We start from the raw sequence: 12,101 nt of genomic DNA, 5'->3' as shown, positions 1-12,101 counted from the left end.
CCGCGGATCCGGACTCGCTGCGTCGACACCTTATGTACGGACAGTTCGGATGGGGCGCGACCCAAATTGGTCGTCACGGGCTTGCCACGCAGAAGCAAGGGCTGCATCCAAATTCCGCGTCAGTCAATCACATATCCGTTCTGCGTTCTTTGTTCTACTCAATTCACGACAGAAATACCTCATAAAAAATTGCAATCCTGGCCTGTCGACCGTTGCACTTTCGGGCGCGGGCGGTTACGAGAGAGCCAAACCCCACAGGAATTCGATCCAGGAGTCCGCCCTCGCATGGCACGCGTCACCGTCGAAGACTGCATCGACAAGGTCAGCAACCGGTTCGAGCTCGTTCTCCTGGCCGGGCATCGCGCCCGCATGATCTCCTCCGGCGCCCAGATCACGGTCGATCGCGACAACGACAAGAACCCCGTCGTCGCGCTCCGTGAGATCGCCGACGAGACGATCTCGCCCGAGGACCTCAAGGAAGAGCTGGTCCACTCGCTGCAGAAGTATGTCGAGGTGGACGAGCCGGAGCCCGAGGCGATCCCGCTGATCGGCGCCGGCGGCGAGGGTGTCGACGCCGACGACACCGAGGTCGTGCTGGAGCGGATGACCGAGGAGGAGCTCCTCAAGGGGCTCGAGGGTCTGGCGCCCCCCGAGGAGCGGCCGGAGCCGGTCGAGACCGACGACGAGGAGTGAGCCCGCGGGCTCGCGGCCGGGCGCCCGCACGGCGCACGGCCTGTTGATCGATTGCGAACCGGCGGCGCCTTCGGCCCGCCGGTTTTTCGTTGTCGGGTCGGCCGGGTCGGGTCGGCCGGGTCGGGTCGGTCGTCGAGCCGTCGCGGCTTTTTGCGTCACGGCGTTGTTGTTGCGGTAGGAACTCGGCGCCATGTTATCGTGAACGGCGGTTCGCGCCGGCCGCCGTCACGGATCCGTCGTCACGGATGCGTCGAGCGCCCGTCATCCCCGCGTCATCGACATGCCGCGGGCCGTGACGGGAGCGTGACGGGGACGGGCGACAGGCGCGAATCGCAAGCCACGGGCCGGCCGGACCGGCCGGTCGGGCCTTGTGTCGGTCGAGGAGGTGAAGGGTGGGTCCCCCGGTGACGAAGCTGCCGCGGATGCAGATTCAGGCGCCGCTCCAGGCGCCGCGCGGCCCCGCGCCGTCCGGGACTCCGGCCGAGCCGCCGCCGGCACCGGCCAAGCGGATGATGCGCCAGTACGAGCTGGTCGAGCGGGTCCGCAAGTACAACCCGAACACCAACGAGGACCTGCTCAACCGCGCCTATGTCTACGCCATGAAGGCGCATGGCGAGCAGAAGCGCGCCTCCGGCGACCCGTACTTCTCGCACCCGCTCGAGGTCGCGGCGATCCTCACCGACCTCAAGCTCGACGACGCGACGATCGTCGCGGCGCTGCTGCACGACACCATCGAGGACACCGACGCCACCCGCACCGACATCGACGACATCTTCGGGGCGGACATCGGCCACCTGGTCGAAGGCCTGACCAAGCTCAAGAGACTCGAGCTCGTCTCGCGCGAGGCCAAGCAGGCCGAGAACCTGCGCAAGCTCCTCCTCGCCATCGCCGAGGACGTGCGGGTGCTGCTGGTCAAGCTCGCCGACCGGCTGCACAACATGCGCACCCTCGTCTACATGCCGGTCGAGAAGCGCGGCCGCATCGCCGAGGAGACGATCGACATCTATGCGCCGCTCGCCGGCCGCATGGGCATGCACGAGATGCGCAGCGAGCTCGAGGACCTGGCGTTCCGCGAGCTGCATCCCGACGCCTTCAAGGTGATCGACGCGCGGCTCGAGCGCCTCGCCGCCCGCAACAGCGACCTGATCGCCGAGATCGAGCAGCAGCTGACCTCCAAGCTCGCGGCGCGCGGCATCAAGGCGACCGTGTTCGGCCGCCGCAAGCACGCCTATTCGGTGTGGCGCAAGATGGAGCGCAAGGCGCTCGGCTTCGAGCAGCTCTCCGACATCTACGCCTTCCGGGCGATCGTCGCGACGCTCGCCGACTGCTACCAGGCGCTCGGCGTCGTCCACACCACCTGGCCGGTCGTGCCGGGCCGCTTCAAGGACTACATCTCGACCCCGAAGCAGAACGACTACCGCTCGATCCACACCACCGTGATCGGGCCGCGCAACCAGCGCGTCGAGCTGCAGATCCGCACCCACGAGATGGACGAGATCGCCGAGTACGGCATCGCCGCGCACGCCCTCTACAAGGACGATCTCGGCTCGCCCTCGGAGACGCTGACCCGCGAATCGAACGCCTATGCATGGCTGCGCCGCACCATCGAGCTCCTGGCGGTCGGCTCCAATCCGGAGGAGTTCCTCGAGCACACCAAGCTCGAGCTGTTCCACGACCAGGTGTTCTGCTTCACCCCCAAGGGCAAGCTGATCGCGCTGCCGCGCGCCGCGACCCCGATCGACTTCGCCTATGCGGTCCACACCGACGTCGGCAACCGGGCGGTCGGCTGCAAGATCAACGGCAAGATCGCGCCCCTGATCTCCGAGCTGCACAACGGCGACGAGGTGGAGATCCTCACCGCGCGCGGCCCCAACGCGCTGCCGGCGGCGTGGGAGTCGGTGGTCGTCACCGGCAAGGCGCGGGCCGCCATCCGGCGCGCCACCAGGGTCGCGGTGCGCAACCAGTATGCCGAGCTCGGCAAGCGCATCGTCGAGCGCCTGTGCCAGCGCGCCAAGCGCGAATACTCCAACGAGAAGCTCGCCGGGGCGCTGCCGCGGCTCGCCCGCGCCACCATCGAGGACGTGTTCGCCGCGGTCGGCCGCAGCGAGATCAAGGCGTCCGACGTCGTCCGCGCCATGTATCCGGACTACAAGGAGGAGCGCGCGACCGCGGTGCCCAAGCCGGACAAGAGCTGGTTCGGGCTGAAGACCGGCCAGGCCGTCAAGTTCAAGGTGCCGGGCGCCCCCGAGGACGCCATCCCGATCCGCGGCATCAACCGCGACCTGCCGGTGCGCTTCGCCCCCAACGGCGGCGCCGTGCCGGGCGACCGCATCGTCGGCATCATGACGCCGGGCGAGGGGATCACCATCTACCCGATCCAGTCGCCGGCGCTGACCGCGTTCGAGGAGCAGCCCGAGCGCTGGCTCGACGTGCGCTGGGACATCGACGAGAAGAGCCCGCAGCGCTTCCCGGCCCGCATCGCCGTGCAGTCGGTCAACGAGCCCGGCTCGCTCGCCCAGGTCGCCCAGGTGATCGCCGACCACGACGGCAACATCGACAATCTGAAGATGAGCCGGTCGTCGCCGGACTTCAGCGAGCTCACCATCGATCTCGAGGTCTACGACCTCAAGCACCTCACCGCGATCATCGCCCAGCTCCGCGCCAAGACCGTGGTGGCCAAGGCGGACCGCGTGGTGGGGTAGGGCGGCGCCCGGCGCGCCTCTTACCTCTCCCCGCGTGCGGGGAGAAGGCGCGCGGGCGCCGTGCCGGGTACACCTTGAGTCCGCGAAAGATCTGCGGCACACCGGCGGCCCGGCCGGTGTCGGCCGGAGTCCGGAGTTCAGACGCGTGACGTCCCTTCCTCCCCTTCGCCTCGGCGTCAACATCGACCATGTCGCGACCCTGCGGAACGCCCGCGGCGGACGCCATCCCGATCCGCTGCGCGGCGCCGAGATCGCCGTCGCGGCCGGGGCGGACGGCATCACGGCGCATCTGCGCGAGGACCGCCGCCACATCCGCGACGACGACATGGCGCGGCTGAAGAGCCACCTGACGGTGCCGCTCAACATGGAGATGGCGGCGACGCCCGAGATGGTGGAGATCGCCCTGAAGCTGAAGCCGCACGCCGCCTGCCTGGTGCCGGAGCGCCGCGAGGAGCGCACCACCGAGGGCGGCCTCGACGCCGCCGGCCAGGTCGACGAGCTGGGGCCACGGGTGAAGGCGCTCGCGGCCGGCGGGATCCGGGTGTCGCTGTTCGTCGCGCCCGATCCGGTCCAGTTCGACGCCGCCGTGGCGGTCGGCGCCCCGGTGGTCGAGCTGCACACCGGCACCTGGTGCGAGGCCGTGGCGGCCGGCGACCGCATCCTCGCTAGGGCCGAGTTCGAGCGCATCGTCCGTGCCGCCCGCGAAGCGAAGGCGCGCGGGCTCGAGGTTCATGCCGGCCACGGGCTCGACCCGATGACGGCCGAGGCGATCGCGGCGCTGCCCGAGGTGGTCGAGCTCAACATCGGCCACTGGCTGGTCGCCGAGGCGGTGTTCGACGGCCTCGCCGGAGCGATCCGCCGCATGCGGGCCGCCATGCAACGCGGCCGTGCGGCGGCCGGACGGTGAGGATGACGGCGTGAGCCGGCACGGAGGCACGAGCGCGTGATCATCGGCATCGGCACCGACCTGTGCGACATCCGCCGCATCGAGAGGACGCTCGAACGGCACGGCGACCGCTTCGTCGAGCGCTGCTTCACCCCGGTCGAGCGGGCGCTGGCCGAGCGGCGCAAGAACCGCGCCGAGACCTACGCCAAGCGGTTCGCCGCCAAGGAGGCCTGCGCCAAGGCGCTCGGCACCGGGTTCCGCCGGGGCGTGTTCTTCCGCGATCTCGGCGTGGTCAACCTGCCGTCCGGCAAGCCGACCCTGCGGCTCACCGGCGGGGCCGCCGAACGGCTCGCCGCCATCACGCCGGCCGGCTGTGACGTCCAGATCGACCTCGCGCTGACCGACGAGTACCCGCTCGCCCAGGCCTTCGTGGTGATCTCGGCGGTACCGCGATCCGGCGGGGGAGAGCGCGGCGCGTGAATTGCACGCCGGGCGCCGAGCCGCTAGAACCAGGACGCAACCGCGCCGATTTCATCGTCGCCCGGGTCGCCCCGGGACCGGGACCTGGCCGCCGGGGTGCCCGCCGGCCGGTCGAACGCCGACCGGGTCTTCGCCGACCGGCCTATCGCCGACGGGTTCATCGCCGAACGTCGACTGTCCTGGTCCGGCCCTCGTGGCCTGCCGTCGCGGCAAAGGACGAGTGCAGGCGAACAACGAGAGGCCTATGAGCGTGTACGACAGCCAAGAGAAGCCGCAGGAAAAGAAGAAGGAAGGTGGGCTTCTCGAGACCGCCCGCGTCATCTTTCACGCCCTCATCATCGCGCTCGTCATCCGCACGTTCCTGTTCCAGCCGTTCAACATCCCGTCCGGCTCGATGATGGCGACGCTGCTGATCGGCGACTACCTGTTCGTCTCGAAATACTCCTACGGCTACAGCCGCTACTCCTTCCCGCTGTCGCTGCCGCTGTTCGACGGCCGCATCATGGGGTCGGAGCCGGCGCGCGGCGACGTGGTGGTGTTCCGCCTGCCCAAGGACGACTCGACCGACTACATCAAGCGGGTGATCGGCCTGCCCGGCGACCGCATCCAGATGGTCGGCGGCCTCCTGCACATCAACGGCCAGCCGGTGAAGCGCGAGCGCGTCGCCGACTATGTCGACGAGGAGGGCGGCCGCACCGTGCGGGTGCGGCGCTGGAAGGAGACCCTGCCGAACGGCGTCTCCTACGAGACCCTCGACCTGCAGGACAACGGCTTCCTCGACAACACCCCGGTCTACGAGGTGCCGCCCGGCCACTTCTTCATGATGGGCGACAACCGCGACAACTCGACCGACAGCCGGGTGCTGAGCCAGGTCGGCTACGTGCCGCTCGACAACATCATCGGCCGGGCCCAGGTGATCTTCTTCTCGGTGGGCGATGGCGTGCCGGCCTGGCACGTCTGGAGCTGGCCTTGGACGGTGCGATGGGGCCGGCTGCTGACACTGGTCAGATGAGCGCGCGGACCAAGACCGGCCGGCGCGAGCTCGAAGAGCGCATCGCCTATACGTTCTCCGACAAGACGCTGCTGGAGACGGCGCTGACCCACATCTCGGCGATGTCGGGCAAGAGCCGCACCGGCAGCTACCAGCGCCTCGAGTTCCTCGGCGACCACGTCCTCGGCCTCGTCGTCTCCGACATGCTCTACCGCGCCTTCCCGAAGGCCGAGGAGGGCGAGCTGTCGCGCCGGCTCGCCGACCTCGTCCGGCGCGAGACCTGTGCCGACGTCGCTCGCGCCCTCGATCTCGGCCCGGCCATCAAGCTCGGCGTCTCCGAGGCGAATGCCGGCGGGCGCCGCCGCACCGCGATCCTGGCCGACGTGTGCGAGGCCGTGATCGGCGCCGTGTTCGTCGACGGCGGCTACCCGGCCGCCGTCGCCATGATCGAGGCGCTGTGGGGCGAGCGCATGCGCAAGCCCAAGCGGCCGCTGCGCGACTCCAAGACCATCCTGCAGGAATGGGCGCAGGGGCGGGGGCTGCCGACCCCGAACTACCGCGAGGTCGAGCGCACCGGCCCGCATCACGATCCCGAGTTCCGGGTCGTCGTCGAGCTGCCCGACCTGCCCTCCGCCGAGGGCGTCGGCCGCTCCAAGCGCGCCGCCGAGCAGGCCGCCGCCTCCGCCTTCCTGGTCCGCGAGGGGGTGCAGAGCGCCCCCGCCGAGGCCTGATCCGGCCGGTTCCGGCCGGTTCGTCCCGACTGTTTCGTTCCGACTGTCCCGATTGCGAGCCCCGATGAGCGACACCGAGATCCCGTCCACGCCCGCCGCGCCGCCGAAGGGCACCCGGTGCGGCTTCGTCGCCGTGATCGGCGCGCCGAACGTCGGGAAGTCGACGCTCGTCAACGCGCTGGTCGGCAGCAAGGTGACGATCGTCAGCCCCAAGGTGCAGACCACCCGCACGCTGGTGCGCGGCATCACCATCGTCGACGCCGCGCAGCTGATCTTCGTCGACACGCCCGGCATCTTCCTGCCGCGCCGCCGGCTGGAGCGGGCGATGGTCACCACCGCCTGGTCGGGCGCCCACGATGCCGACCTCGCCGTGCTGGTGGTCGACGCCAAGCGCGGCCTCGACGAGGAGACGTCGGCGATCGTCGAGAAGCTGAAGGAGGTGCGCCAGCCGAAGACGCTGGTGCTCAACAAGGTCGATCTGGTCGCCAAGCCCGCCCTGCTGGCGCTGGCGCAGGCCGCCAACGAGCGCGTGCCCTTCACGGACACGTTCATGATCTCGGCGATGAGCGGCAACGGTGTGCCGGATCTCGCCCAGAGGCTCGCCGCGCAGGTGCCGGAGGGGCCGTGGCTCTATCCCGAGGACCAGATGTCGGACGCGCCGATGCGCAGCCTCGCGGCCGAGATCACGCGCGAAAAGCTGTTCCTCAAGCTGCACCAGGAGCTGCCCTATCGCTCGACGGTCGAGACCGACCAGTGGATCGAGCAGCCCGACGGCTCGGTGCGCATCGAGCAGACCATCTTCGTCGAGCGCGAGAGCCAGCGGAAGATCGTGCTCGGCAAGGGCGGCCACACCATCAAGTCGATCGGCTCCGACGCGCGGGCGGAGCTCGCCAAGCTGATCGACCAGAAGGTCCACCTGTTCCTGTTCGTGAAGGTGCGCGAGAACTGGTCGGACGACCCCGAGCGCTATCGCGAGATGGGTCTGGAGTTTCCGAAGGGGTAGGCGGCGGCGCAGCCGCTGTTGCCCGCATGAAGCGCCAGCGGAATGCGGGGCGGGGGGCGGATCCCGCATTCCGCTGCGCTGGATGCAGGCTGCGAAGACGCGGTCCACCGAGCCGCTTCCGCCCCGTCGAATCCCGGTCTAAACCTTCCCCATGCAGTGGTCCGAGGAAGGCATCGTGCTCGGGGTGCGGCGGCACGGCGAGACGAGCGCCATCGTCGAGCTGATGACGCGCGAGCGCGGCCGCCATCTCGGGCTGGTGCGGGGCGGGGCGGGGCCGCGCCTGCAGGCGGTGCTGCAGCCCGGCAACCGGGTCGCCGCGACCTGGCGGGCGCGGCTCGACGAGCATCTCGGCAACTACGCGGTGGAAGGGGTGCGGCTGCGCGCCGGCGCGCTGCTCGCCCGGCCGCACGCCCTCTACGGCGTCGTCCATCTCGCCGCGCTGACCCGCCTGCTGCCGGAGCGCGACCCGCACCCGATCGTCCACGACGCCCTGGAGCTGATCCTCGACCGCATCGCCGAGCCGGCGCTGGCGGGTGCGCTGGTGGTGCGCTTCGAGCTGCAGCTTCTCGCCGAGCTCGGCTTCGGCCTCGATCTCGACCGCTGCGCCGTCAGTGGGGCGGATGTCGACCTCGTCTACGTCTCGCCGAAGTCCGGCCGGGCGGTGTCGCGGAGCGTCGGCGCGCCCTGGCACGACCGGCTGCTGCCGCTGCCGGGCTTTCTCGCCGAGGACCACGACGAGGCCTCCGGCGACGAGCTCGCCGACGCCTTCCGGATGACCGGCTTCTTTCTCGCCCGCCATGTCTTCGAGCCGCGCGGCGTGCCCCTGCCGGACGCCCGCGCGGCGTTCCTGGCAGCCGTGATGCGGGCCGGCGCGCCGGCGTGCTGCACTGCGAACGTCTAGCCAGCCTTTGCCCCAGACGTTTTGCGCTTTCCGCAAATACCGCCGAGTTGTTTTCGCGGCTGCGGCAGGAACGCTGCAATGCAGCGTCAAGAATATTTTACAAGACTGTGATACCTCTGGAAATGAGGCGCCGTTTGGCCATATCCTGGTCGAAAAAGCGGAGAGCCGAAGGAACAAACCCGGCCTCTCGAGTGTTGTCGGTGGGATAGAAACGTCAGAGGGTCACCATGAACGCATTCGTTCGACGTTTTGTCATGCACTACGGCATCTACCGCCGCTACCCGCTCGCGCGCGTCGACGCCCTGCGGAATGCATGGCGCATCGCCCGGGCGTAGCGCTCTGCCTGATTGAATTGCCGACGGCCGGGCGATGATCCCACCCGGCCGCGGCCGAGATCGAGGCCCGTCACGGCGAACCCCGTGGCGGGCCTCCTGCGTTCGATTGTCGTCCCGTTCGATGTCGTCCTGTGCGACGCCGTCCCGGCCGATCGGCCCCGCGGCGACTCCTCCCGCAAGGCAAAAGGGAAGCGGTGCCTGCCGCGCCGCTCAGGCGAGCCGATCATCCGAGACCAGACTCAGATCCCGTTCTCGAACTTGCCGCTGCGCGGGAAGCCCTTGGGCGGCAGGCGGCCGGCGTCGGCGCGGTTGCCGCGCCAGTCGGCGAGCTCCTTCAGGCTCAGCGTGAAGGTGCGGCCCGCCGAATCCGTCCAGGTGAGGCCCTCGGCGCCCACGAAGGTCTTCACGTCGGAAAGGCCGCCGTCCTTGTACTTCTGCAGCCGCACGCCGCGGCCGCGGTTCATCTCCGGCACCTGGTCGAGCGGGAAGACCAGGAGCTTGCGGTTCTCGCCGATCACCGCGACCTGGTCGCCCGTGACGGTCGCCACCACCCGCGCCTCGTCCGGCATCTCGACATTGAGCACCTGCTTGCCGCGCCGCGTGTTGGCGAGGCACTCGTCCTCGCCGACCACGAAGCCGTGGCCGCCGCGGCTCGCCACCAGGAACTTGCGGCCGCCGACGAAGGGGAAGACGGCGACGAGATCGGCCTCCTGCTCCATGTCGATGTAGAGGCGCACCGGCTCGCCGTGGCCGCGGCCGCCCGGCAGCTTGCCGGCCTCCAGCGTGTAGAAGCGGCCGTTGGTGGCGAGCACCGTCAGCTTCGACGTGGTCTCGGCCGGGAAGGCGAACTTGAGCTTGTCGTCGGACTTGAACTGCACCCCGGAGAGGTCGGTCACGGTGCCCTTGAGCGCCCGGATCCAGCCCTTCTCGGACACCACCACGGTGATCGGCTCGCGGATCACCATGGCCTCCTCGATCGCCGCCTCGTCGTGGGTCGGCGCCTCGGCGAAGCCGGTGCGGCGCTTGCCGAGCTTGGTCTTCGGCCCGAAGGTGGCGCGCACCTCCCGGATCTGCTCGGCGATCCTGGCCCACTGCTTGGCCTCGGACCCGACCAGGGCCTTCAGGTCGCGCTGCTCGGCGCGCAGCGCCTTGTCCTCGGAGCGGATCTCCATCTCCTCCAGCTTGCGCAGGTTGCGCAGCCGCATGTTGAGGATGGCGTCCGCCTGGATCTCGGTGAGATCGAAGGTCTTCATCAGGACGGGCTTGGGCTCGTCCTCGGTGCGGATGATCCGGATCACCTCGTCGAGGTTCAGATAGGCGACGAGATAGCCGCCCAGCACCTCGAGCCGGTGGGCGATCTGGTCGAGCCGGTGGTTCGCGCGCCGCAGCAGCACGTCGCGGCGGTGGTCGAGCCACTCGCGAAGCGCCTCGGCGAGGCCGATCACCCTGGGGATGCGGCCCTGCACCAGCACGTTCATGTTGAGCGGGATGCGCGACTCGAGGTCGGTCAGCTTGAACAGCGACTCCATCAGGAGCTCGGCGTCGACCGTCTTGGCCCGCGGCTCGATGACGAGGCGCACGTCCTCGGCCGATTCGTCGCGCACGTCGCCGACCAGAGGCAGCTTCTTCTCGTTGAGCAGATCGGCGATCCGCTCGACCAGCCGCGACTTCTGCACCAGCCACGGGATCTCGGTGATGACGATCTGCCAGGTGCCGCGGGCGCCGTCCTCCTTGTGCCAGCGGGCCCGCACCCGGAACGAGCCGCGGCCGGTCTCGTAGGCTTCGGCGATGGTGGCGCGGCTGTCGATGATCAGGCCGCCGGTCGGGAAGTCCGGGCCCGGCACGTATTTCAGCAGGGCCTTGGGCTTGGCGTCCGGGTGCTCGATCAGGTGCAGGGCGGCGTCGCACAGCTCGGCGACGTTGTGGGGCGGGATGGCGGTCGCCATGCCGACCGCGATGCCCTGGGCGCCGTTGGCGAGCAGGTTCGGGAAGGCGCCGGGCAGCACCACCGGCTCCTGCTCGGAGCCGTCATAGGTCGGGCGGAAGTCGACGGCGTTCTCGTCGAGCCCGTCGAGCATCAGCCGGGCGACCTCGGTGAGGCGCGACTCGGTGTATCGCATCGCGGCGGCGTTATCGCCGTCGATGTTGCCGAAATTGCCCTGGCCGTCGACCAGCGGGTAGCGGACCGAGAAATCCTGGGCGAGGCGCACCAGCGCGTCGTAGACGGCCTGGTCGCCGTGCGGGTGGTACTTGCCGATGACGTCGCCGACCACGCGGGCGCATTTCTTGAACGTCGCGCCGGGATCGAGGCGCAGCTCGCGCATCGCGTAGAGAAGGCGCCGGTGCACCGGCTTGAGGCCGTCGCGGGCGTCCGGCAGGGCGCGGTGCATGATGGTCGAGAGCGCGTAGGCGAGGTAGCGCTCCTCCAGCGCCTCGCGCAGGGCGACATCGTGCACGTCCGACGGATCGGAGGGAATCAGCGTCTTGGTCATGGGCCGATCGAATAGCCCGCGCGCCCGGCCCGAACAATATCGCGGCTCGTGCGTTGTCACGGTCGCGGTAACGGGCGGCCGGCCGATGAACCCCGGATGAACGATGTTTCCATAATGTTGCTGGGATTCTAGGCTGTTGTGCCGAACCGGCGGCCGCTGCCGCCGTCCGGCCCGCCCGGGCCGCCCGCCAGCCCCTGCGAGCACGGCACTGAAAGCACGGCACTGAAAGCACGGCACTGCAAGCACGGCCAAGAAGACCGACAAGTCGCGATTCCGGTGATCCGCGACACCAAACGGAGGACCCGCCGACGAGGGCGAACCCTGATTGAAGGCCTGACTTCGACGCGAAGCTTTCCCCGAGGCATGGACCGCCGCCGGCCGTCGTGTGGCCGGGCCCGTTTCGGGTGGTGCGGTCAGAGAGGAGATCGAGATGCGTGGATTGATCCTGGCTGCGGCCGTCGCCGCGGGTATCGGGCTGGCCGGCGTGGCGCCGGCGTCGGCTGCTCCGGTCGGCGGGGCGGCGGGTCTTCTGTCGGCCGCCGAGGTGCACGACGCCGTGGTCCAGGCGCAGTGGCACGGCGCCCGCCGCAGCCACTGGCGCTGGGGCAGCCGCGGCTACATCCACGGCCCCAACCGCAGCCACTGGCGCTGGGGCAGCCGCCCGCGCTGCCACTGGCGCGGCCGCAGCGTGTGGGGCCGCTGCTGAGCGTTCCGCGCCCCGACGTTCTTCTGCATGAAACGAGACCGGCCCGTTCGCGGGCCGGTCTTTGTTCGGATCGAGAAGCGCGGCCCTGAGCAACCGGGAACATAGGTTACAGATCTGACCTGGGACATGGGTGACACAATTCCCGTTTCGTTCAGGTCTGCTATTGCTGCGATTGTGGGGG

10 protein-coding genes are annotated in these 12,101 nt (G+C 69.6%); 9 read left to right on the top strand and 1 reads right to left on the bottom strand.

Annotated elements, in window-relative coordinates; translation table 11 throughout:
* Positions 1-285 precede the first annotated feature (285 nt).
* The 8 genes from rpoZ to recO all read left to right on the top strand — a co-directional run bounded on the left by rpoZ (position 286) and on the right by recO (position 8,387).
* Positions 286-693, top strand: a complete 408-nt coding sequence (gene rpoZ, locus J2S22_RS22715) for a DNA-directed RNA polymerase subunit omega (RefSeq protein ID WP_272779551.1) — start codon at positions 286-288, stop codon at positions 691-693.
* 422 nt (positions 694-1,115) lie between these two features.
* Positions 1,116-3,395 (top strand): RelA/SpoT family protein, encoded by a 2,280-nt coding sequence (locus J2S22_RS22710; RefSeq protein ID WP_272779565.1) that lies wholly within the window; start codon positions 1,116-1,118, stop codon positions 3,393-3,395.
* Between the two features lie 145 nt (positions 3,396-3,540).
* The gene (locus J2S22_RS22705) at positions 3,541-4,302 is read left to right on the top strand and encodes a pyridoxine 5'-phosphate synthase (protein WP_272779552.1); all 762 of its coding nucleotides are present in this window, start codon (positions 3,541-3,543) and stop codon (positions 4,300-4,302) included.
* A gap of 36 nt (positions 4,303-4,338) precedes the next feature.
* Entirely contained in the window at positions 4,339-4,761 is a 423-nt protein-coding gene (acpS, locus tag J2S22_RS22700) for a holo-ACP synthase (protein WP_272779553.1), read from the top strand.
* A 244-nt stretch (positions 4,762-5,005) separates the two neighbouring features.
* A complete protein-coding gene (gene lepB / locus J2S22_RS22695) occupies positions 5,006-5,773 on the top strand; it encodes a signal peptidase I (protein WP_272779554.1) in 768 nt (255 codons plus the stop codon).
* Positions 5,743-6,483, top strand: a complete 741-nt coding sequence (rnc, locus tag J2S22_RS22690; RefSeq protein ID WP_370878242.1) for a ribonuclease III — start codon at positions 5,743-5,745, stop codon at positions 6,481-6,483. The genes lepB and rnc overlap by 31 nt, the downstream gene beginning before the upstream one ends.
* Positions 6,484-6,547: 64 nt before the next feature.
* Positions 6,548-7,486 (top strand): GTPase Era, encoded by a 939-nt coding sequence (gene era / locus J2S22_RS22685; protein ID WP_272779556.1) that lies wholly within the window; start codon positions 6,548-6,550, stop codon positions 7,484-7,486.
* A gap of 151 nt (positions 7,487-7,637) precedes the next feature.
* Positions 7,638-8,387: a DNA repair protein RecO gene (gene recO, locus J2S22_RS22680; protein WP_272779557.1), complete on the top strand. Its 750-nt coding sequence runs from the start codon at positions 7,638-7,640 to the stop codon at positions 8,385-8,387.
* A 574-nt stretch (positions 8,388-8,961) separates the two neighbouring features.
* Here recO and parC read toward each other — a convergent pair.
* Positions 8,962-11,214 (bottom strand): DNA topoisomerase IV subunit A, encoded by a 2,253-nt coding sequence (parC, locus tag J2S22_RS22675; RefSeq protein WP_272779558.1) that lies wholly within the window; start codon positions 11,212-11,214, stop codon positions 8,962-8,964.
* A 430-nt stretch (positions 11,215-11,644) separates the two neighbouring features.
* On the opposite strand from parC, the gene J2S22_RS22670 reads away from it, so the two are divergent.
* Entirely contained in the window at positions 11,645-11,920 is a 276-nt protein-coding gene (locus tag J2S22_RS22670) for a hypothetical protein (RefSeq protein ID WP_272779559.1), read from the top strand.
* Positions 11,921-12,101 lie beyond the last annotated feature (181 nt).

This window comes from Rhodoplanes tepidamans (genome assembly GCF_030813915.1).
Taxonomy (GTDB): Bacteria; Pseudomonadota; Alphaproteobacteria; order Rhizobiales; family Xanthobacteraceae; genus Rhodoplanes; species Rhodoplanes tepidamans.
This window is presented reverse-complemented; position numbering and strand designations above follow the sequence as displayed.

Coding starts and splice junctions, on each gene's coding strand:
- era (WP_272779556.1), top strand. CDS start 6,548: ATGAGCGACACCGAGATCCCGTCCACGCCCGCCGCGCCGCCGAAGGGC.
- rnc (WP_370878242.1), top strand. CDS start 5,743: ATGGGGCCGGCTGCTGACACTGGTCAGATGAGCGCGCGGACCAAGACC.
- lepB (WP_272779554.1), top strand. CDS start 5,006: ATGAGCGTGTACGACAGCCAAGAGAAGCCGCAGGAAAAGAAGAAGGAA.
- recO (WP_272779557.1), top strand. CDS start 7,638: ATGCAGTGGTCCGAGGAAGGCATCGTGCTCGGGGTGCGGCGGCACGGC.
- parC (WP_272779558.1), bottom strand. CDS start 11,214: ATGACCAAGACGCTGATTCCCTCCGATCCGTCGGACGTGCACGATGTC.
- J2S22_RS22710 (WP_272779565.1), top strand. CDS start 1,116: ATGCAGATTCAGGCGCCGCTCCAGGCGCCGCGCGGCCCCGCGCCGTCC.
- rpoZ (WP_272779551.1), top strand. CDS start 286: ATGGCACGCGTCACCGTCGAAGACTGCATCGACAAGGTCAGCAACCGG.
- J2S22_RS22670 (WP_272779559.1), top strand. CDS start 11,645: ATGCGTGGATTGATCCTGGCTGCGGCCGTCGCCGCGGGTATCGGGCTG.